A 21,458-nucleotide genomic window follows, 5' to 3' on the forward strand; every position below is an offset into this window, starting at 1 on the left:
TGATCGAGCATTGCGCCATGTCGTTAAGCCCTTTCCATCTGGCCATTCCTGTCTATGACCTGGCCGCCGCACGCCACTTTTATCGCGAAGTCTTCGGGCTGGAAGAAGGTCGCTCCAGCGAACATTGGGTCGATTTCAACTTCTTCGGCCATCAACTGGTGATACATCTGGCGCCGAAAAACCCTGCACAGGAAGCCGCGCACACCAATGCTGTTGACGGGCATGACGTGCCGGTGCCGCATTTCGGTGTGGTGCTGGGGATGGCGCAATGGCAGGCGCTGGCCGAACGCCTGAAGTCGCTGGGCACGCGGTTTGTGATTGAGCCGGGGATTCGCTTTCAGGGATTGGTGGGCGAACAGGCGACGATGTTTCTGTTCGATCCGTGTGGCAACGCGCTGGAGTTCAAGGCGTTCAAGGACATCGGGCAGTTGTTTGCCAAATAAAAGTGTGGCGTCTTACCGGACGCCATCGCTGGCAAGCCAGCTCCCACAAGGGTCCGCGCAGTACTTGGATTTTGTGAGCACCCGATAAAACTGTGGGAGTGGGCTTGCCAGCGATGAGGCCAGCACATTCAACATCAATATCGCCTGACCGGACACCATCGCTGGCAAGCCAGCTCCCACAAGGTTCTGCGCGGTATCTGGATTTTGTGAGCACCCGCGAAACCTTTGGGAGCTGGCTTGCCAGCGATGAGGCCCTCAATGACCGCGCTTCAATTGCTGCTTGTGTTCGTACATTGCGCTATCGGCATCGGCCAGTAGCCGATCCACTGTGTCATGGCGTTGCGGGTCGTATTCGATCTGGCCGACGCTGAAGCGAATCGCGTAACCCCGGTGCAACGTGGCGTTGCGCTCGTCGAGGATTTCCCTGAGTCGGGCCATGATCGCCGTGGTTTCGACGTGACTGGAGCCAGTCAGCAGCGCCACGAACTCATCGCCGCCCAGACGCCCGACCACGTCGCTCTCGCGAAAGGCGATGCGCAGCACATCGGCAAAGGTCTTCAGCGCACTGTCGCCCTCGGCATGACCGTAGAGATCGTTGATCTGCTTGAAGTCATTGAGGTCGAAAAACAGCAAGGTCGCTGGTTTTTCCAGCCGCGCGCAAGCGTCCAGTGCATGTTGCGCCAGCTGTTTGAAGCCACGGCGATTGGACAGCAGGGTCAGTTCGTCCATGCTCGCCATCTGCACCGCCGTCAACTCTTGCTCGGCCATCTGCGCCAGATCCCGCAGCAGTGCGCGTTCTTCGTCATCGAGTTCGCGGGGCTGGGTGTCGATCAGGCACAAGGTGCCCATTTTGTTGCCATTGGGCACCGTCAGCGGGTAACCGGCGTAGAAGCGGATGTTGGGCGCACCGGTCACCAGCGGGTTGTCGTAGAAACGCTCATCCTGCCGGGCATCCGGCACCAGCAGCAGTTCGTCCTTGAGGATCGCATGCCCACAGAATGAAACGTCCCTTGGCGTTTCCGTGACGTCCAGCCCCACGCAGGACTTGAACCACTGCCGGTCCTTGTCCACCAGCGTCACCAGGGCAATCGGCACGTTGAACAGGCGCTTGGCCAGGCGAGTGAGGCGGTCGAAACGCTCCTCCGGCGCCGAATCGAGGACATTCAAGCCATGCAGCGCTTGAATTCGGGTGGCTTCATTGGCGGGTTTGATCGGGGCCAGCATCACGCACTCCATCAGGGTCAATGACCGTTAGAGTAGCCTGATTCGCCAGCGACTCACACACTTCAACCGCCCGCCACCGGGCACGGGCCACCCGCGTCGGCCCAAAGCTTGAACTGGGCCACAAAAATGTCATGCGGTACCGGCACCGGCGCACGCCCTGCCCCGGGATTCCAGCCCCACAGCACCAGTTTGTCGTCGCTGACATGTTTGATCAGCGCGGCGAAATCACGGTCACCATTGCTGGAGCGGTCCTTGATCATCGCGCACAACTTGTCCGGCGGCAGGCCGATCCAGGCCATCTTGTGCGCCGCCGGCGGCAGGCTCCAGTGCGGCGCCCCCGGTGGCGCATGCGGGCCATAACTCTCCGGCGGATTGCTCTCGGCGTGGCAGGTGGCGCAGGGCAAACCGGCGGCGCCCTTGCCGTCCATGCCGCGCACCACATTCATCGCGTGCGGTTTGCCCGCATCGAACTGCAGCGGCGAGTCGCCGGGGATGTGGCAGTTCTGGCAGCGCGGGCTCTGGAACACCTTCTGCACCGTGCCGAACGCCTTGAGCGCCTCCTGATCATCGGCGAACAGGTCCGAGGCGTAGCCGCCCAAACCCAGCAACATCACCGTGCCCAACAGCAGATGTCGTTTCATCTCACACCCCCGACAGTTGCAGCGGCAGTTCACGCAGGCGTTGCCCGGTCAGCGCATACACGGCATTGGCCACCGCCGGCGCGGTGGGCGGAACACCGGCTTCGCCGATGCCGCCGGGTTTGTCGCTGCTGGGTACGATATGCACCTCGACCAGCGGCATCTCGTTGAGCCGCAGTACCTGATAGTCGTGATAATTGGATTGCACCACCGCACCGTCCTTGACCGTCAGCTTGCTGTGCAGCGCCATGCCCAGGCCAAAGGTGATGCACGATTCCATCTGCGCCGCGATGCTCTGCGGATTGACCGCGATCCCGCAATCCACCGCACACACCACGCGGTGCACGCGGATCGCCAGATTGTCCTGCGAGACCTCGGCCACCTGCGCCACATAACTGCCGAACGACTCGTGCACCGCCACGCCCAACGCGTGCCCGTCCGGCAGCGGCGCTGTCCAGTTGGCCTTCTCCACCGCCAGATTCAGCACCCCGAGATGCCGCGCATGATCCTTGAGCAAGGTGCGTCGATATTCGACCGGGTCCTTGCCCGCCGCCGTGGCCATTTCATCGATCAGCGACTCCATGACGAACGCGGTGTGGCTGTGCCCCACCGAACGCAGCCACAGCACATTGATTCCGGTTTGCGGTGAATGCAGTTCGACCTGCTGATGAGCCAGACCTTTGATATACGGGCTGTCGGCCACGCCTTCGACCGAGGTTGCGTCGATGCCGTTCTTGACCATGGTCTGCTCCAGCATGGTGCCGGCCATGATCGACTGGCCGACCAGCACATGCTGCCAGCTCAGCGGCATGCCCTGCCCGTCCAGGCCGATGCGCGCCTGATGCAGGAACATCGAGCGGTAATACCCGCCACGAATGTCATCCTCGCGCGACCACACGGTTTTCACCGGCAGCCCGGCGGCTTTCGCCACTTGCACCGCTTCGGCGACAAAGTCCGAGGTCGGATTGGCCCGACGGCCGAAGCCACCGCCAAGAAATTCAGTGTGAATCTCCACCTGCTCCGGTTTGAGACCGGTGATCTTGCCGGCGACCATCTGGTCGAGGGTCTGGAATTGCGTGCCGGTCCAGATCTCGCATTTCTCGGCGCTGATCTTCACCGTACAGTTCAGCGGTTCCATCGGTGCATGCGCCAGATACGGCACGCTGTACTCGACGTCGATCTTCTTCGCCGCCTTGTCGAAGTTGCCTTTCGGATCCCCAGCCTGGCTGGCGGAAGTGCCCGGTGTCGCTGCCAGTTTGCGGAAACTGTCGAGCAGGCCCTGGCTGCTCAGGTCAGCGTGCGGTCCGAGATCCCAATCGACCTTCAGCGCATCGCGACCGAGTTTCGCCGCCCAGTAATGCTCGGCGATCACCGCCACACCGGTCGGCACCTGTACCACTTTGTGCACGCCGGGCACCGCCAGCGCCTCGGCGCCTTCGAAGGATTTGACCGTGGCGCCGAACACCGGGGCACGGGCAACCATCGCAGTCATCAAGCCTTCAAACTGCACGTCCATGCCGAACCTGGCGCGCCCAGTGATTTTCTCCGGGGTGTCGAGGCGTTTGGTCGGTTTGCCGATGACCTTCCAGTCCTTGGCCTCCTTGAAGGTGATCGACTTCGGATCCGGCACCGGGAGTTGCCCGGCGGCGTCCGCCAGTTCGCCGTAAGTGGCGCGTTTATCGCCGGCGATCACCACACCCGACTCGGTACGGATCGTCGAAGGCGCCACGTCGAAACGCTTGGCCGCCGCTTCCACCAGCATCTGCCGCGCCGTGGCCCCGGCGAGCCGGTAACGGTCGAATTCCATCCAGGTCGAGGTCGAGCCGCCGGTAATCTGCATCCCGCCAAACGCCGGCATGCCGTAATTGGCCGCCGAGGCCGGCGAGTGTTCGACGCGGATCTTCGACCAGTCGGCATCCAGCTCTTCTGCAATCAACATGGTCAGGCCGGTCCAGATGCCCTGGCCCATTTCCGAATGCCCCAGCAGCACCGTCACGCTGTTGTCCGCAGCGATGCGCAAGAACGCATTCGGCGCGAAGACCTTGCCTTCATTCTCCGCTGCCAGAGCAAATCGATGGGCACCGGGCACGACAAACGCCACCACCAGACCACCACCCAGCACGACGCTGCCCTTGAGAAAGCCGCGACGCGATACAGGACTGTTCATCGTCTATCTCCCAATCAGCCAATCTCGGCCGCACGTTTCACCGCTGCGCGGATTCGCGGATAGGTGCCGCAGCGGCAGATATTGCCGGAGAGCGCCTGATCGATATCGCTGTCGGTGGGTTTGGGGATTTTCGCCAGCAGCGCGGCGGCCGACATGATCTGCCCCGACTGGCAGTAACCGCACTGCACCACATCGAGTTCGGCCCAGGCCTGCTGCACCGGGTGCGAGCCATCGGTCGAAAGGCCTTCGATGGTGAGAATTTTCTGGCCGTGGGCCACGGCGGTGGCGGGCGTGATACAGGCACGCAACGGTGCGCCATCGACGTGCACGGTGCACGCCCCGCACTGGGCCATGCCACAGCCGAATTTGGTTCCGGTCAGGTGCGCCACGTCACGCAGGACCCAGAGCAACGGCATGTCGGCCGGCACATCGAGCTCCTGATCCTTGCCATTGATATTCAAGGTCAGCATCGGGGATTTCCTCAGACTCACGGTGTTCTGAAGGGGGCGTCGCTACGGCCATCGAAGCCTGTGCGCGCCTCGGCTTATCCCTTTCAGCAAAGCCTAATTTGCGCGTGAAGCCAGACGTTGCGACCACCGGTCATGACTCAACGCAAAAATGTCGACTTTAATCTTCTGGCTGATAACGGCGCTCGTCCGAACCATCACCACCGGTCTGCGACGAGCGCGGTAACCCTCACCTTGGTCAGGAGTCGCGAACATGGGATTTGTCACCACCAAAGACGGCGTCGAAATTTTCTATAAGGACTGGGGCCCGAAGGACGCCCCGGTGATCCACTTCCACCACGGCTGGCCGCTCAGCTCGGATGACTGGGATGCGCAGATGCTGTTCTTCCTGGCCCAGGGTTTTCGGGTGATTGCCCACGACCGTCGCGGGCATGGACGCTCGAGCCAGGTCTGGGACGGCCATGACATGGACCATTACGCCGACGATGCGCTGGCGGTGGTCACGCATCTGGGGGTGAAGAATGTGGTGCATGTCGGCCACTCCACCGGCGGTGGCGAGGTCATCCACTACATCGCCCGGCATGGGCAGGACAACGTCGCCAAAGGTGTGTTGATCAGCGCCGTGCCGCCATTGATGGTCAAGACCGAGAGCAATCCGGGTGGTTTGCCGAAATCGGTGTTCGATGATTTTCAGGCACAACTGGCGGCCAATCGTGCGCAGTTCTACCGCGATATCCCCAGTGGCCCGTTCTACGGCTATAACCGCCCGGGCGCCAAGCCCTCGGAAGGGATCATCGGCAACTGGTGGCGCCAGGGCATGATTGGTGGGGCCAAGGCGCATTACGACGGGATCGTCGCGTTCTCCCAGACCGATTTCACCGAAGACCTGAAGAAGGTCACCGTGCCGGTACTGGTGATGCATGGCGAGGATGATCAGATCGTGCCGTACGCGAACTCGGGGCCTTTGTCGGCGAAACTGCTGCCAAATGGCACGCTGAAGTCGTATCCGGGGTTTCCGCACGGGATGCCGACGACTGAGGCGGCGACGATCAATGCGGATCTGCTGGCGTTTATTCGCGGCTGAAACTCGAGCGATCAGAGATCTGCGGGGGCCACACATCCATGTGTGGCTTGCCAGCGATAGCGGTGGATCAGGCAACATCAATTGTGGATGTGCCGGCCCCATCGCTGGCAAGCCAGCTCCCACAGGTTTTCAGGTGGTTGCTGAATACTCGGTCACACCAGGGACCGTGTGGGAGCGAGCCTGCTGGCGAAGGCGATCGGTCAAGTCAATGATGGGTTGACTGACCCACCGCATTCGCGAGCAGGCTCGCTCCTACAAGGTTATGCCTCGGAACGCCCCGTCCCTTCGCGATCACGTTCGTAGTGGTGGGCCAACGGCAGCGCCGGCAACCAGGCCTCGCGACGGATAGTCCACAGTTCATAGGTCGGCGTGAACTGGTTCGGCGCGTCCAGCGAGCCGACATTCACTTCAATTTCATCCCCCGAACGCGCCAGTACCGGCGAACCACAGCGCGGACAGAACTCTCGCCCCTGATACGTGCCAGTCTTGCCACTGACGGTCACCGCATTTTCGGGAAATATCGCCGAGGCATGAAACAGCGCGCCGTGGTGTTTGCGACAATCAAGGCAGTGGCAGAGGCCGACGCGGTAAGGTTGGCCCGCTGCTTCGAAACGCACATCGCCGCACAGGCAACCGCCAGTCAATGGTTCCATGCTGTCTATCCTCTGCCAGACTCTGTTCAGCCTTTGAACATAGCAGCCGTACAAGCGAACGCCCACCCACTGCCTTTTCCGGAGACTGCGCCATGCCCTCCCCTGAGTCCACCCTCTTACAGAGCTGGCACGCCAACGCTGATGCCTGGATCGAGGTAATCCGCAGCGGTGCCATCGAAAGCCGTCAGCAGGTCACCGATCAGGCGATCCTGCTGGCGATCATGGGCCGGCAACCGGAACGCGTGCTGGATCTGGGCTGCGGTGAAGGCTGGTTGCTGCGGGCGCTGGCCGATCGCGGTATAGTTGCGGCGGGGGTCGATGGCGATGCAACGTTGATCGATGCGGCACGCGACGCCGGTTCGGCCGAGGTGCATGCCGCCAGTTACGCGGCATTGGTCGACGCCGAAATTGATATTGGCGGTGATTACGATTTGATCTGCGCCAACTTCTCGCTGCTGCATCAGGACATCATTCCATTGCTCGCGGCGATGAATGCATTGTTGCTCCCCGGCGGCGTCATGATCATTCAGACCCTGCATCCGTGGACCGTGGCGGCCGGCAATTATCAGGACGGCTGGCGTGAGGAGTCGTTCGCCGCGCTCAAGGGCCAGTGGCAGCCGATGCCCCGGTATTTCCGCACGCTGTCGAGTTGGTGCAACGCGCTGGACATGGCCGGGTTTCAGATTGTCAGTTTGCAGGAGCCGCAGCATCCGCAGAGCCCGGTGCCGCAGTCACTGTTGATGATCGCCGAACGCCGCTGACTCCCTGCACATCCTGACTGAGTCACAGATATTGTGGGAGCTGGCTTGCCAGCGATGGCGGTGGCTCAGGCAACATCACTTCTGAATGTGCCGACCTCATCGCTGGCAAGCCAGCTCCCACAGGTTTCAGGGTGTTGGCTGAATTGCATTGCACTTGTCGATCTACGGCACCGCCATTCGACCAAGGACTGACTACGCTATAAATCCTGCGTGTCTAACCTGCCGAGGATGACTGCCATGCAACGCTTTCAAAAACTCACACCGTGCCTGTGGTTCGATGATCAGGCCGAAGCGGCGGCGAAGTTCTACTGCTCGATCTTCGATCATTCGAAAATCACCGGCCTGACCCACTACAGCAAGGTCGGCCAGGAATTTCACGGCAAGCCGGAAGGCGCGGTGATGACTGTCAGTTTCGAACTCGACGGCCAGACCTTCACCGGCCTCAACGGCGGACCCATGTTCAAGTTCAGCGAAGCCATTTCATTTCAGGTCAACTGCCAGAATCAGGAAGAAGTCGACCACTTCTGGGGCAACCTCTCGGCCGGCGGCCCGGTCGAGGCCCAGCAATGCGGCTGGCTCAAGGACCAGTTCGGCGTGTCGTGGCAGATCGTGCCGGTGGCGTTCATGCACATGATGCAAGACCCCGACACCAGCAAGTCGCAACGGGCGATGCAGGCCATGTTCAAGATGAAAAAACTCGACATCGCCGAACTGGAGCGGGCCTTTGCCGGCCAGAGCTAATACACTCCGGTTCTGGCCTGCCGGGAACCATGACGATGAAACACGCTGCCGCCAAAAACCCTGAAAAAGCCCCACGCTTCTGGCGCGACGCCGCCCTGCCCTTCATCGAAGCGCGGGCCATCGCCGATGGCCGTGAGGTCTGCTACTCGCGCCATTCCCATGCGCATTTTTCGATCGGTGCGATCACGGCCGGGCGCAGTATTTATGTGCATGAGCAATCGCGGTTCGAAGTCGCCGCCGGCACTGTGGTGCTGATGAATCCCGGCGACGTGCATGCCTGCAATCCGCTCGATGATCAGCCGTGGTCGTACTTGATGCTGTATGTCGAGACGCCGTGGCTGACGGATCTGCAGCATCAACTGGGGTTCAGTGCGGAGCTTGAGTTTCGGCGGTTTTCCACTACTCATCTGGATGACCCGCGACTGTTTCGTGACCTGCAAGGGCTTTACGCCACACTGGTCGACGAGCAGCAGGACGTACTGCGCAAACACAGCGCAGTGGTGGAGTTTTTCAGCGATCTGCAGTTGCGCCTGAACCCGGCAGAACCGGCGCTGCGCGAGCCGAATTTCAAGCTCGAACGCGCTGCGGATTTCATCCGCGAACACTGCACCGATCTGCTCAGCCTCGATGACATCTGCACGGCGGCGCAGTTGTCACCGTCGTATCTGATCCGTGCGTTCAAACAGCATTACGGCATGACCCCGCATGCCTTTGTAGTCAACCAGCGCATCCAGTTCGCCCGCGAACGCCTGCGCAGCGGCCAGTTGATTGCCGATGTCGCACTGGAAGCAGGGTTTGCCGATCAGGCGCATTTTCAGCGCGCATTCAAACAACATCTGGCGGCAACCCCCGGCCAATATCGCGGCTGACAGGCGAAAGCGGCTACGCTGAGGATCAGCGGCCAATTCCGGCCCGGGAGTCTGCTCCGGATGATTCTGATTCTTCTGCCAAATGCCGATTACGATCCGACCGAAAGCAGCGTGCCGTGGCAGGCGTTGCGCGACGCAGATATCGAAGCGCGTTTTGCCACGCCGCAAGGCCTGCCGGCTTACGCCGACCCACGTTTGGTGAGTGTTGGTTTCGGCCCGTTGAACGCCATGCTGATGACCCGTAAAGCGGACTTGAACAGTTACGCGCAGATGATCGAAAGCGCGGAATTTCAGCAGCCACTGGCGTATGCCGATGTCGATCCGTCTCAGTTCGAAGGTTTGCTGATTCCCGGTGGTCACGCCAAAGGCATGCGCAGCCTGCTCGAGTCCGGGCAGGCCCGGCAGATCGCCCTGCAGTTTTTCAAGGCACAGAAACCGGTGGCTGCGGTGTGTCATGGCGTGTTGTTGCTGGCGCGAACTCTCGACCCCGACACTGGCCGCTCGCTGCTGTTCGGGCGCAAGGTCACAGCGCTGCTGGCAGCAACCATGGAGTTGCCGGCCTGGCTGCTGACCGCACCGTGGCTGGGGCGTTACTACCGCACCTACCCGCAGACCGTCGAGGCAGAAGTGACGGCCGCGCTTTCGCGCAAATCCGACTTTGTACGCGGCCCCCTCGTTGCCAGACGTGATAGCGCAAAAGCGCCGCAAACAGGGTTCGTGGTGCGCGACGGCAATCTGCTCACGGCACGCTGGCCCGGCGATTGTCATCGCTTCGCCGCAGAATGGGTTGCCATGCTGCAGCAGCTTGAATGATCACTCCCCTTTAGCAGTTGCCGCAGGCTGCGATCTGTTGCTGTCGCAGGCTCAGGGCAACAACAGATAAACCGCGCTCGCCGCCAGCAACAAAGCCATCAACCGATTGAACAAGCGCATCCCCGCCGGATTGCCCAGATACCCACGCAGAAACGTCCCAGCGTACACCCAGCAACCGACCGACAGATAACAGATCACCAGATACACCGCCGCAAACTGCCAGACCAGCCGCGCCTCGCCATCGGCGACAAACGCACCCATCCCTGCCACACACGCCAGCCACGCTTTCGGGTTGAGCCATTGCATCACCGCGCCGTACAACATCGATGGCGCCCGCCCCGTCTCGCCGGCATGCACCTGGCCGTCATCGGCAGCCAGTTTCCAGGCCATGAACAACAGAAACGCCACCCCGGCCAGTTGCACAACTCGGGTCAGGAATGGCCACAGTTTCAGGACTTCATGCAGGCCCAACCCCATCAGCACCAGCAACAACACAAACCCCAGCGTCGCTCCCGCCACATGCCGCTGACTGGCCCGAAAGCCGAACTGCGCACCGGAACTCAGCGCGACAATATTCACCGGGCCCGGAGTTATGGACGCCACCAGAGCAAACGCCGCCATCGACACAATCAGACTCATTACACACCTGCTGCAGATCGGGGAGAAAGAGACTCAGGTTAACTAAGGCAGGGCCTCATGTATTGAAGAAAATTGCCCTGGTATTGACTGGCATGAAACATATATTGAAACCAATACTGCAAAACAAGCCCTGGCTGCGTCGATATAGTCGCCCTGCGAAAACAACTTTCGCCGCACTCGTTTATTGACCCACCTATAAACCATGGATGGACTGACACCCAATGACAACTTCAAGCAATCTTTTTACTCCCGCGCCGTTACCAAGTGAGCAACTTGAGCGTCGTGCTATTGCGCAGACAATAAGGGAAACACTCGAAAAGCGGGAAAAGGAAAAGAGCGGCAGCTACTATGCCTACCCCACCAGCCTCTTTAACAGCAAGCAACTGTGCATTTCAACTCTTGAAGGAAGTCAATTCAACCAGGCACATCTTTCGGCACACATCGTCCTGCGCCAACTGATACGTCAGCCACAATTCGTCGCGATCGTCGATACATTGGAAATCGATAATGACCACTGGACACTGGTCAATAAAGAGGGCGAGATCTTTCAGGTCCATGAAGTCGAAAAAGCCGATGGGAGGTTTATCGAACGCATCAATATCACTCAGCAGGTCCACGCGATCGATTCATTGAAATCCGACCTGCAACTGCTGGCCAGAAGTGCAGTCATGACAGGCGGGATCGTATCTTCAAGCGACCGTCTGCCCTTGCTCAACTGGCTGCAGTACCAGCAACTAAGCCAGCCCGAGACAGTGGAACAGCTTGAAAACCTGATCGCCTGGCTCGAACTGACGTTGCCGCTGCCACCCACGCATGGCAACTACTGGGGCATATCGAACGAAACAGGCGCGACAGCTCTGTGCATCGACGAAGATCAGCACCCGGATATCAACCAAGTCATTTATAAGTTGATGGACAAAGGTGAGCCGCGCCGGGAACCGCTGATCAACTATCTGGCGGTTGCCCTGCTCAAGCATGAGACGCCGACAGCCCTGCGTGAATCCCCGCGTTTCGCCTGGGCACGGCTGATCGAGACCGAAGAAGCCAAAGCCTTCGTCCAGTCCTGCATCGAAGCGCTGAATATACCGTCCATCTCCAATGCGACTGGGCTGAGCACGGAGCAGCGCAGTCGCTTGCTGGTTGCAGCGATCATGCTGGATCTGGCGTTGGGTCGCGAGGACAAGAACCAGAATTTCATTGAGCAGCACATCTATAATCCGGGTCACGTGCAGGCGAATGCCTATGAGGTAAAACTGGCACTGGAACAAACACTCGAACGCGGACGTATCAAGGAATATGCAGTTCCCCTGACGCTGGAACTGATCCTCGCCGGACTTGCACCGGAGTTCCTGGTCAGGTCGCCCACGACTCTACAGATCGGCACGCCAGGCTGGGTAATTCTGCGCAAAGCGGTACGACTGGCCGAGAGCATCGCGCCAGGCCTGTCCCGTCATATGTCCTATGAAAAGCTGCTTGAATTGGGCGCGATTTTGCCCACCAGTGCGCAACAGCAGACCCTGCATGACTGGGCGAGCCTGCCTGGCATCATGGACTGGTCGCTGCTCAATGGCCTGGAACCGGAAAATGCCCGTGACCTGCCAACCCAAGAGCTCTTCAAGCAGGCTGCCACGCATTACAACGCCCACATCGAAGCGATCGGCTCCGCGCTGACAACGGTCGCCAGCCCGCCTGTCAGCCGTCGCAAGCTGGCGAAAGACGAGCTGTACGAGATTAATTGCGACCCGATGATACAAATAGCGTTGCCGGTCGAACGCGGAGCCAAGCGCGGTTATCATTCCGTGCTTGATGTCTATATGACCCGCGACCGGTTGTTCAAAAGGCGCTATGACAGGCCCTCTGGCACAAGTATCTACAAGGCATATCCGGGCCTGTTGACACTCAAGCCAATCAATGACATTTACAAGGAAGAAGTAAAAAACTATTTCACAGAATACAAAGCGGCAATCAATACAACTGTGCGCCTGGCACTTTCACGATTACCACTGGAAGAGCGGATGGCACTTGAATTTGGCAAAACGGCCATCTACAGCGTGCGTGATTTCTCCCAACAGATCCAGATAACCAGCGCCTTCGTACCTTTTGATCCACGTGAAATAGCTCGTTTTGGCAGCATGGTGTTTTGCAAGTATGGATTGCATTTTTACTGTTTTGAAATATTCCCCCTGCAAGGCGTTTGCCGAAATAATCCGGTACTGGCTAAAGCTTACAGCCTCGGCGAAACACTCGGTGAGTACGGGTGGTTTAATGTGAAACCGAATGGCGAAAGCGACTTCAAGTCGATGACGTATCTTCACGCGCGAATCGAGAAAAGCGCCTACTTCAAAGGCGAGCCCCCCGTGGGTGAGGAGTCGCGAGACGTGGGCATCATTCTCGAACGGTTTGCCGAGCTTGATCAACCTGATGCCGCGCGACCTTTTACGCGCAGCCCTATTCAAAGTTTCAACTCGGAGCGGTTCTACGAGATTGGCCAAATGATTGTCGAACATAGTCCCCCGACCAATTTTGATCAGTTTTATGAACTCGGTTACGACAGACCCGCCCTGGAGAAGATACTCGATGACAACGACAACATCATCGAAGTCGTTCTTGACCTCGTCATCCCGTTCCGCCAGTGCATCAAAGGCCTGACCTCCAATGATCCGGATCTTCGCAGCGGCGCCATATTCAGTTGCGTCATGGACCTTACCGCGATCCTCTTCGTCTTTGCCGGAGCCATCGGTCCGTTCAGCAAGGCGCTGGGCAGCAGCACAAGACTGTTAAGCCTGACCAAGGTCGGCGCAAGCGTTGCGCTCTCAGTGTTCAATCCGCTCGATGGCGTTCCGAAGCTGGCCTATGGTGGTGCCAAACTGGTCGGCAAAGGCGCGATGAAGCTCAGCCATTTCGGCCATACCGTCATCCGGGCAGGAGCCGGACAACTTCGAGCGCTGAGCAGTACCAGCAGCGGCTCGTACGATCTGGTCAAGGCACTGAGCAAGACCGGAGCTGCAGCGGAGATTCGCATGACGTTGCCTACGGTGGCGCATGCCAGAGCGTTGTTCAAGGATGACACCATCGAGAGCGCAAGCCAGATCCTGGCCCGGCTGACTGACAAGACCGTTGCGTTCCCCAAGGATGTCAGCGCTCTTGAGCTGGATAAGCTTTTCCAGAGTTCAATTTTCGAGACCACACGTAAACTGCAATCAACTCAGGAGCTTGAGAAACTGATTGGCAAAACAGCTGTGGAAGAGCTGCTAAAAACCTTCATGTCCAAAAATCCGTTCGACTACAGTGCTACCCGTACGCTAGGCAATGGATATTCAACCTTGCTGGCAACGGTCACCGAGGTCGAAGTGCGCAAAGCCAACTACATCAAAACTTATCAGCAGAATCTGCTGAAACAGGACTTGGGCGCAGCCCCCTACAATGGGATATTGGAAGAATCGCGATTCAACATTCGAGGCCTCAGCGATAATGCCGAGCGCGCCGGTGCATGGATTGTTTATGCATCGAACTCGCAAGGTAACGACTTCGACAGCATCGTGGCGATACTGCGCGAATACGCGGCCAGCAACAAGTCGCTGACCGATCCTGCGGTCATTGCACAGTTACATCTTAGTATCGCGCCCGCCACCGCCGCCACCATTCGCGTGGGCTTGAATGAGGCGAAGTATGTTAGCAACATCAGTGGCTTTGCGCTGATGCAGGATCACCTGAAACTATTGAACCCCGCTCATGAACACTTCGGCAAGCAACTGCTCGGTGCGGTTGTGGGTTTCCATGCGTTCGGTGACGGCAATGGCCGCACAGGCCGTGCTTTGTTCGCAATCAGCGAGCTACGACGCAACCGTTTCAACCCGCTTTCGAAAGAAGCGTTCAACGCAATTCATGGTGTCGATGGACCACTGTCAGGCATCTGATCACGAGTAGCAGCGGCCCGGCCGGCGTTCACCCGCCGGGCTGTTCTTGTCTCGCTGCAGGGTTATCACTCGCTCCCGATCATCGCCGGCACGGTAAACCGAAACTCCGTACCCTCTCCCGGCTCACTGCTGGCCTCGATCCGCCCGCCATGGGCTTCAACAATCCCCTGCGTGATGTACAAGCCCAGGCCGGTGCCGGTCGGGTTGCCCTCCTTCACCGTCCAGTAGCGGTCAAACACCCGCGCCAGGTTTTCCTTGGGAATGCCTTCGCCGGTATCGCGCACGGTAAACACGATTTCCTTGCCGTCAGATTTGGCCAACACGCCCACCGAACCTTTGCGCGGGGTGAACTTGATCGCGTTGCCGATCAGGTTCGACAGCACCTGAAACAGGCGCTCCGGGTCGGCGTGGATCTTCAGATCGGGATCGGCCTGGAACGAGATGCTGATGTCCTTGTCCAGCGCCAGTGGCCCGAGCAATGACTGGGTCTCCTCGAACATCTGCCCGACATCCAGGGTCTGCGGGGCGATGGTGTAGCGCCCGGCGTCAATCTTCGAGGTGTCGAGCAAGTCTTCGAGCAGCGTGTTCATCCGCCCGGCGGCCTGCTGCATGGTGTCGATCGCGGTGGAGATGCGTCGCGAGGTGTGCGGGCCGTCGGAGCTGAAGGTCTTCTGCATCATGCCGCAGAGCATGGAAATCACGGTCATCGGGTTGCGCAGGTCGTGGGACACCACCGCTACCAGTTCATCACGGGCGCGCACTGCCTCCTGCTCACGGCGCACCTGACGGGCGAGGTCGTTTTCCAGTGCCGAACGGCGCAGGTCATTGGCCGCAAACAGATCACCGTGACTCCATTTAGTGGAGATCCCGGCCATCTCGACTTTCCAGATTTCGAACGAAGTGCGCGGACGCAGACGCAGGCCGGCGTCGGAATTTTCCAGATCCAGCGGTTTGCGCGGGTCGCCGCTCCAGTTGATGTTTTCCTTGACCTCGGGACGGAACCACATCACCCCGTTGTCCACCGGTTTGGGCAGGCTCATGGCGAGCACGCCGCTGGCCACTTGCTGAAACTGCGCGGCGGGCGGATAGACGCTCGCCAGATGATGGCTGGCGAATACCGGCTCACCGGTTTCCTGCAACCACTTGTGCAGGGCGCGAATGTCTTCCGGCTCCGGGCAGTTGCCATAACGGTGCAATTGCTTGTCTTCGATGATCGCAATGCCCCCGGCCCCGGCCAGCGCCATAAGCACTTGGGGTTGTTGCGCGAGACCGTCGAAGACGTTTTCCGGCGAGTCGATCATGGCCTGATTGAGCAACGCCAACGCCTCGACTTTCTCCTCGCGCTGGCGGCTGATTTCCAGCGCTTCCATCGCGCTGATCTGCAGCGACAGCACCTGACCGATGGTCTGGCACGCGCTACGCAGTTCATGCGGCACGTGCAGCGGCTGGCGGTTGCCGCAGCTGATCAGGCCCCAGAGCTTGTCGCCCTTGAGCAGCGAGATGCTCATCGACGACAGCACCCCCATGTTCTTCATGTACTGGCAATGAATCGGCGAGACGCTGCGCAGAGTGGCGAAACTCAGATCCAGCGGAGTCTGGGTATCGGGGCGCAGCTTGGGCACCAGCGGTACTGGCTGGTAATCGGCATTCGGAATGATCCGCAGCCAGTTGGTGCGGTACAGCTCACGCGCCTGCTCGGGGATGTCCGAGGCCGGGAAGAACAGGCCGTTGAACACTTCCATCGATGGATCGGACGCCTCGGCGATCACCTGACCGTGACCCTCCTCCTCGAAGCGATAGATCAGCACCCGGTCGTAACCGGTCATCGCCTGAATTTCCTTGACGCTGATGTCATACAGCGCCTGCAGCGAAGTGGCCGCTTGCAAGCGCTGAAGCATGCGCCCCAGATGGGTCTGGTTGCCGGCGACGTTGCGCGGCTGGAAGTTTTCGACGTGGATTTCCAGTTCCAGAATCAACACGCCCTGATGCCGGTGCAGCAGCCCTTCGAACGCGGTGCCGTTGAGGCGAAAATGCAGCGGGCCGGCATCGGCAAACACCGGTTGTTGCAACGCCTCGCGCACGGCCGACGTGTGCGTCTCACCCAGCAACTCGTGCAGCGGCTGGCCGACCAGTTCCTGCGCCGGACGTGCCAGCAGGGTCTCGACGTTGGCGCTGATCTGAATGATGTCCAGCGCCGGCTCGCTCAGGGTCAGCAACAGGCCGTGTGGCTGGATCGCCCCGGGAAAGCGGATCGGCTCGTCGGCACAGTTGGCCAGCAGTTCTTCAAAGGCTTGTTGGTCTTGCGGGTTCATGCCAGTACCTCCCGGCTTTCGAGCCAGCGCTCGAGACAACTGAATGTGGTTTGGGCTGCCGCGACCACGGCTTCACGTTCGTCCGCATCCAGCGTTCGACTGCCCAGGTAGTCAATGAAATCGCGCCAGCGGCGACCGGTGGCGGCGCCATAAATGTCGAGGAATGCCGCGCCGCTGTCGGCGTCCAGGCTCAACCGCGAAGCGATTTCGCGACGCAGGATCTGCCCGCCGAGGGTTGCCCCTTCCAGCACGTACAACACACCCAGACAGGCAGCGCTGGAGTCGATCACCGGCAACGACTGACACAGAGGAAGATGGCCGATAGTCTCGGTCGTCAGGCCCTGAGCCCTCAGATCATTGAACAGGGTCGGCGCCTTGAGACGTGGCGCAAGATCGAAATCGACCGGGATCACGCCACTGTCGATCAGGGCACTTTCCAGCGGCTGATAAAAGCCGTAGTAGGCCTGCATCAACCGTACGAAAGCGTTGGAATCGAGGGTATCGGAGAAAAAAGGAAGACGTTTTTCCAGTGCGATGTGCAGTTCGGCAGTGCCGGCTCGCAGATCTTGCAGCACCGGTGGCACATAAACTTCACGGGCCTTTGCTTGCATGTAGATCGCTCTTGGTGGGGCCGCTTCGGGGCCGGCAGGGTGTTTGCAGCTTTGGACGGATATTACACGGCAAACGCCTTTTTCTGACTTGGCGCACAGATTTTTCTGACGAAACCAGCGCCTTCAGACCTTTCAGAGTTCTGAAGAATCAGAAAAGTTCGACTCGATCAAAGAGCCTGCCAACGCTGTACCGCGACAGCACCGCGTGACTGTACGGGTCAACGCGCCCGCCGCCTGTGATAAAAAAGCGTCATCGCTTCCGGAGCCCAAGCCCATGGATCTCGCCACGCTATCGCTGTTTCTCCCGGCCTGTTTCGCCCTGAACATGGCCCCCGGCCCGAACAACCTGCTGTCGGTGAGCAATGCCACCCGCTACGGCTATCGTCGGGCGTGCGCCGCCGGTGTCGGACGGATTGTCGCGTTCGCCGCAATGATCGCCCTCGCTGGCGCTGGGCTGTCGGTAGTACTGCAGACCTCGGAATGGCTGTTCCATGCGATCAAGATCATTGGCGCGGCGTACCTGCTGTATCTGGCCTGGCAACTCTGGCGCGCCAACCCCGAAGCCGAGCAGCAAGTGGCGGCAGCGTCGGTGGGGTTCTGGCAATTGGCGCGTCAGGAGTTTCTGGTAGCCGCGGGTAATCCGAAAGCGATCCTGCTGTTCACCGCGTTTCTGCCGCAATTCGTTGACCCGGGCCGCCCGGTGCCGGCGCAATTCGCGGTACTCGGCGCATTGTTCCTGCTGCTTGAGTGGATCGCGATCGGCGCCTACGCGTGGATGGGCCTGCACATGCGCCGCTGGTTCGCCGAGCCGCGCGGCAAACGGATCTTCAACCGTTGCTGCGCAGGGCTGTTGTCGGCGGCGGCTTCGGTGTTGTTGATGGCCAAGCGCGCGTGATGCCTAAACCTCGGACGGCCCTTTGAGCTCGACCTGATTGCCGTCCGGGTCGAAGCAATACAACGAGAGACCGTAGCCCTCGGCGCCGAAGCGTCTGGCGGCTTTTTCCACGGTCAGACCGTGCGCCTGCAAGTGTTCGATCAGCGCCGGCTCATCAAAGGGCTCGATACGCAGGCAGAAGTGATCGACGTTGCGCCGCTCGGTACCGGCCGCCCCGCCACCCTTTTTGCCCAGTTCGCCTTGCAAGTCGACGAGGTCGATCATTGAGGTCCCGGCGCGCAGGTGCACCAGCCCCAATGGCTCGTTGTGCCTGACCACCTCGGCACCGAAGACCTGGCGGTAAAAGTCGATACTGCGTTGCAGATCGGCGACGCGCAGGACGATGTGATCAATATGTTGAATCGAAAACGGATGCATAAACTCGACACCTCACCCACTCTGTAGGAGCTGCCGCAGGCTGCGATCTTTTGCCTTTGATTTTAAGAAACAAGATCAAAAGATCGCAGCCTGCGGCAGCTCCTACACGGTAGTTCAGGGGAATTGGAAATTCACTGTCGATTTTTCGGTGGAGCCATCGAGAATCTGGTTTTACTCTCAGGCCATGAACATACAAACCGCACTGTTGCCACCCCACGCCGAGATGGTTCGCGCCATGCTCGAACGCGACACCGCCTACGAGGGGGTGTTCTTCACGGCCGTGAAAACCACCGGGATCTTCTGTCGCCCCAGCTGCACGGCGCGCAAGCCGAAACCGGAGAACGTCGAATTCTTCGCCCACGCCGATGAGTGCTTGAGCGCAGGCTACCGTGCCTGCCTGCGCTGCAAACCGCTGGACGCCGCAGCCATCGCCCCCGATTGGGTGCAGCGCCTGCTCACTGCGGTCGATGCCGACCCGGAAGTGCGCTGGAGCGACGCCCAGTTGCTGGCCGAGGGCATCGAACCGCTGAAGCTGCGGCGCTGGTTCAAGCAGCATTTCGGCATGACCTTCCATGCGTGGCTGCGTACGCGCCGACTCGGTATGGCGCTGGGCGGGATCAAACAAGGCACCTCGATTGACCATGCGGCATTCGATTCCGGCTACGAATCGCTCAGCGGTTTTCGCGATGCGTTCCAGAAGTCGTTCCACATCACCCCGGGCCGCGCAGCCAACAGTGAACCCCTGCTGTTCACCCGCCTGACCACGCCGCTGGGGCCGATGATCGCCATGGCCGAACGTCGCGGACTGGTGTTGCTGGAGTTTCTCGATCGCCCGGCGTTGACCCACGAAGTCGAAGAGCTGCAAACCCGCCACGGCTACGTGGTCGCACCGGGGCACAACGCGTATTTGCGGCAGATCGAAGCGCAACTCAACGAATATTTTGCCGGGACCCGCACTCTGTTCAGCGTGCCGCTGCACCTGCCCGGCAGCGCGTTCGACCGGCAAGTCTGGGAGCAACTGCTGCAAATTCCATACGGCCAGACCAGCACCTATGGCAGCCTCGCGGCACGCTTGGGCAAACCCGGCGCCAGTCGTGCGGTGGGGCTGGCCAACGGGCACAATCGGCTGGCGATCGTGGTGCCGTGCCATCGGGTGATCGGTGCGGACGGTTCGTTGACCGGCTATGGTGGTGGGCAGCCGCGCAAGGCGTTTCTGCTGAGGCTGGAAAACGCTGCGGTGCAGCTCACGCAACCACTGGCTTTCTGAAGCTTTGCTCCACTCACAAGAAGGGATTTCGATGAACGCGCTCGACACTCGGTTCCACCAGTTACACCAGGAAGGTCTGCTGATCCTGACCAACGTCGCCGACGCCACCGGTGCGCGGCTGGTCGAGCACGCGGGCGGTAAAGCCGTCGCCACCAGCAGCGCGGCAGTTGCTTGGGCGCATGGTTATCCAGACGGCAACACCCTGCCCCTCGAGCGGCTGATTTCAACCGTGGAATCCATCGCGCGGGTGATCCAGGTGCCGCTGAGCGTGGACATCGAGGCCGGCTATTCCGATGACCTCGGGCGTGTGGCCGAAGTCATCGAAGCGGTGCTCGCTGCCGGTGCGGTCGGGATCAATATCGAGGACGGCAGCGGCGCCCCGGAGTTGTTGGCGCGCAAGATCGATGTGGCACGCGAAGTCGCCCGCAAACGCGGTGTGAAGCTGTTCATCAACGCGCGCACCGATGTCTACCTCAAGGGTCTGGTTCCGGCCGAGGATCGCGTCGCCGAAACCCTGCGCCGCTCGGCGTTGTATCAGGCCGCCGGCGCCGATGGTCTGTTTGCCGCCGGCGTGACCGCCACCTATGAAATCGAGGCAATCTGCAAGGGCACGTCACTGCCGGTGAACGTGCTCGGCTTCGCCTGCCTGCCGTCGCCGACAGAGCTGCAAGCGCTGGGTGTGCGGCGCTTGAGCGCCGGGTCTGGCATCGCCGAATTCCTCTACGGCGCGATGGGCTCGTTGGTGAAAAGCTTCCTCGCCAGCGGCAAGCTCGACACCCACGACCTGAAGGCGCTGACCTACGGCGAAGTCAACGGACTGCTGAAATAGCATGCCGGATCGTTATCAGGCGGCCAGCGCGTTTCTGGCCGCGCTCGACGAGGACTGGCAGCGCCACGTCGCAGCCGTCGGCCCGTGTCTGCATCAACCACACCCGGCGCGCGATCCTTACGAATCGCTGGTGCGGGCGATTGCCTATCAGCAACTGCACGCCAAGGCTGGGGATGCAATTGTCGGGCGTCTGGTGGCGCTGTTTCCGGGGCAGACGTTTCCCCGGCCGGAACAGGTTCTCGCGACCGACTTCGATCAACTGCGCGGCTGCGGTTTTTCGGCGGGCAAGATTGCGACCATTCAGGGCATCGCCCAGGCAACACTGGACGGCGTGGTACCGGATTATCCCACCGCGCTGGCGATGGACGATGAGGCGCTGATTGAACGTTTGGTCAGCCTGCGCGGGGTTGGCCGCTGGACCGTGGAGATGCTGCTGATTTACAGCCTGGAGCGCATGGATATTCTGCCGGCGGATGATTTTGGCGTGCGCGAGGGCTATCGCCGATTGAAGGGGCTGGAGGTGCAGCCGACGCGCAGACAGATGATCGAAATCGGCTTGGCGTGGAGTCCGTTTCGGACGGTGGCGGCTTGGTACCTGTGGCGCATGCCAAAACCGCTGCCCTCACCCTAGCCCTCTCCCGGAGGGAGAGGGAACTGACTGGGAGAGATTGGAGATATCCGCCGACCTGAAATAGCGGCTGTGAATCCAAT

Annotated in this window: 20 protein-coding genes; 11 read left to right on the forward strand and 9 right to left on the reverse strand. The window is 60.2% G+C overall.

Annotated features, from left to right (window positions below; genetic code table 11):
• Nucleotides 1-17 precede the first annotated feature (17 nt).
• Nucleotides 18-443: a VOC family protein gene (locus ABV589_RS03025; protein ID WP_367084798.1), complete on the forward strand. Its 426-nt coding sequence runs from the start codon at nucleotides 18-20 to the stop codon at nucleotides 441-443.
• A 255-nt stretch (nucleotides 444-698) separates the two neighbouring features.
• On the opposite strand, the gene ABV589_RS03030 is transcribed toward ABV589_RS03025, so the two are convergent.
• The 4 genes from ABV589_RS03030 to ABV589_RS03045 all read right to left on the reverse strand — a co-directional run bounded on the left by ABV589_RS03030 (nucleotide 699) and on the right by ABV589_RS03045 (nucleotide 4,942).
• On the reverse strand, nucleotides 699-1,667 hold the full coding sequence (locus ABV589_RS03030) for a sensor domain-containing diguanylate cyclase (protein WP_007965311.1): 969 nt from the start codon (nucleotides 1,665-1,667) through the stop codon (nucleotides 699-701).
• Between the two features lie 62 nt (nucleotides 1,668-1,729).
• Nucleotides 1,730-2,308: a hypothetical protein gene (locus tag ABV589_RS03035; protein ID WP_367084799.1), complete on the reverse strand. Its 579-nt coding sequence runs from the start codon at nucleotides 2,306-2,308 to the stop codon at nucleotides 1,730-1,732.
• Nucleotide 2,309: 1 nt separating this feature from the next.
• Nucleotides 2,310-4,472: a xanthine dehydrogenase family protein molybdopterin-binding subunit gene (locus ABV589_RS03040; RefSeq protein ID WP_367084800.1), complete on the reverse strand. Its 2,163-nt coding sequence runs from the start codon at nucleotides 4,470-4,472 to the stop codon at nucleotides 2,310-2,312.
• A 14-nt stretch (nucleotides 4,473-4,486) separates the two neighbouring features.
• Nucleotides 4,487-4,942 (reverse strand): (2Fe-2S)-binding protein, encoded by a 456-nt coding sequence (locus tag ABV589_RS03045; protein WP_007965305.1) that lies wholly within the window; start codon nucleotides 4,940-4,942, stop codon nucleotides 4,487-4,489.
• A 250-nt stretch (nucleotides 4,943-5,192) separates the two neighbouring features.
• Between ABV589_RS03045 and ABV589_RS03050 the strand changes: the two genes are divergently transcribed.
• Complete coding sequence (locus ABV589_RS03050) at nucleotides 5,193-6,023, forward strand: alpha/beta hydrolase (RefSeq protein ID WP_007965303.1); 831 nt, start codon at nucleotides 5,193-5,195, stop codon at nucleotides 6,021-6,023.
• Nucleotides 6,024-6,283: 260 nt separating this feature from the next.
• On the opposite strand, the gene ABV589_RS03055 is transcribed toward ABV589_RS03050, so the two are convergent.
• Entirely contained in the window at nucleotides 6,284-6,676 is a 393-nt protein-coding gene (locus tag ABV589_RS03055) for a GFA family protein (protein WP_367084801.1), read from the reverse strand.
• Between the two features lie 92 nt (nucleotides 6,677-6,768).
• On the opposite strand from ABV589_RS03055, the gene ABV589_RS03060 reads away from it, so the two are divergent.
• The 4 genes from ABV589_RS03060 to ABV589_RS03075 all read left to right on the forward strand — a co-directional run bounded on the left by ABV589_RS03060 (nucleotide 6,769) and on the right by ABV589_RS03075 (nucleotide 9,860).
• Entirely contained in the window at nucleotides 6,769-7,437 is a 669-nt protein-coding gene (locus ABV589_RS03060) for a methyltransferase domain-containing protein (protein WP_367084803.1), read from the forward strand.
• Between the two features lie 237 nt (nucleotides 7,438-7,674).
• On the forward strand, nucleotides 7,675-8,178 hold the full coding sequence (locus ABV589_RS03065) for a VOC family protein (protein WP_007965300.1): 504 nt from the start codon (nucleotides 7,675-7,677) through the stop codon (nucleotides 8,176-8,178).
• A gap of 35 nt (nucleotides 8,179-8,213) precedes the next feature.
• Entirely contained in the window at nucleotides 8,214-9,047 is an 834-nt protein-coding gene (locus ABV589_RS03070) for an AraC family transcriptional regulator (protein ID WP_367084804.1), read from the forward strand.
• 60 nt (nucleotides 9,048-9,107) lie between these two features.
• Nucleotides 9,108-9,860, forward strand: a complete 753-nt coding sequence (locus ABV589_RS03075; protein ID WP_367084805.1) for a type 1 glutamine amidotransferase domain-containing protein — start codon at nucleotides 9,108-9,110, stop codon at nucleotides 9,858-9,860.
• A gap of 51 nt (nucleotides 9,861-9,911) precedes the next feature.
• Here ABV589_RS03075 and ABV589_RS03080 read toward each other — a convergent pair whose 3' ends face one another.
• Entirely contained in the window at nucleotides 9,912-10,499 is a 588-nt protein-coding gene (locus ABV589_RS03080) for a LysE family translocator (protein WP_007965296.1), read from the reverse strand.
• A gap of 221 nt (nucleotides 10,500-10,720) precedes the next feature.
• On the opposite strand from ABV589_RS03080, the gene ABV589_RS03085 reads away from it, so the two are divergent.
• On the forward strand, nucleotides 10,721-14,416 hold the full coding sequence (locus ABV589_RS03085; protein WP_367084806.1) for a hypothetical protein: 3,696 nt from the start codon (nucleotides 10,721-10,723) through the stop codon (nucleotides 14,414-14,416).
• Between the two features lie 65 nt (nucleotides 14,417-14,481).
• On the opposite strand, the gene ABV589_RS03090 is transcribed toward ABV589_RS03085, so the two are convergent.
• Together ABV589_RS03090 and ABV589_RS03095 are read right to left on the reverse strand one after the other, a co-directional pair.
• Entirely contained in the window at nucleotides 14,482-16,728 is a 2,247-nt protein-coding gene (locus ABV589_RS03090) for an ATP-binding protein (RefSeq protein ID WP_367084807.1), read from the reverse strand.
• The gene (locus ABV589_RS03095; protein WP_367084808.1) at nucleotides 16,725-17,339 is read right to left on the reverse strand and encodes a biliverdin-producing heme oxygenase; all 615 of its coding nucleotides are present in this window, start codon (nucleotides 17,337-17,339) and stop codon (nucleotides 16,725-16,727) included. Before ABV589_RS03095 ends, ABV589_RS03090 begins: the two co-directional genes overlap by 4 nt.
• Nucleotides 17,340-17,613: 274 nt before the next feature.
• On the opposite strand from ABV589_RS03095, the gene ABV589_RS03100 reads away from it, so the two are divergent.
• The gene (locus ABV589_RS03100; RefSeq protein ID WP_367084809.1) at nucleotides 17,614-18,234 is read left to right on the forward strand and encodes a LysE family translocator; all 621 of its coding nucleotides are present in this window, start codon (nucleotides 17,614-17,616) and stop codon (nucleotides 18,232-18,234) included.
• Nucleotides 18,235-18,237: 3 nt separating this feature from the next.
• Here the strand turns inward: ABV589_RS03100 and ABV589_RS03105 are convergent, their stop codons facing one another.
• Nucleotides 18,238-18,651: a VOC family protein gene (locus tag ABV589_RS03105; protein WP_367084810.1), complete on the reverse strand. Its 414-nt coding sequence runs from the start codon at nucleotides 18,649-18,651 to the stop codon at nucleotides 18,238-18,240.
• A 184-nt stretch (nucleotides 18,652-18,835) separates the two neighbouring features.
• Between ABV589_RS03105 and ABV589_RS03110 the strand changes: the two genes are divergently transcribed.
• From ABV589_RS03110 to ABV589_RS03120, 3 genes are read left to right on the forward strand one after another with little or no spacing between them, the layout of a single operon-like run.
• Nucleotides 18,836-19,918, forward strand: coding sequence for a trifunctional transcriptional activator/DNA repair protein Ada/methylated-DNA--[protein]-cysteine S-methyltransferase (locus ABV589_RS03110; RefSeq protein ID WP_367084812.1), 1,083 nt, complete (start codon nucleotides 18,836-18,838; stop codon nucleotides 19,916-19,918).
• A 31-nt stretch (nucleotides 19,919-19,949) separates the two neighbouring features.
• Nucleotides 19,950-20,747 carry an isocitrate lyase/phosphoenolpyruvate mutase family protein gene (locus ABV589_RS03115; protein WP_367084813.1) on the forward strand — a complete coding sequence of 266 codons (798 nt, stop codon included), beginning with the start codon at nucleotides 19,950-19,952 and terminating at the stop codon, nucleotides 20,745-20,747.
• 1 nt (nucleotide 20,748) lies between these two features.
• Nucleotides 20,749-21,378: a DNA-3-methyladenine glycosylase gene (locus ABV589_RS03120; protein WP_367084815.1), complete on the forward strand. Its 630-nt coding sequence runs from the start codon at nucleotides 20,749-20,751 to the stop codon at nucleotides 21,376-21,378.
• The last annotated feature ends 80 nt before the right edge of the window (nucleotides 21,379-21,458 follow it).

Source organism: Pseudomonas sp. HOU2, from assembly GCF_040729435.1.
Lineage (GTDB): Bacteria > Pseudomonadota > Gammaproteobacteria > Pseudomonadales > Pseudomonadaceae > Aquipseudomonas.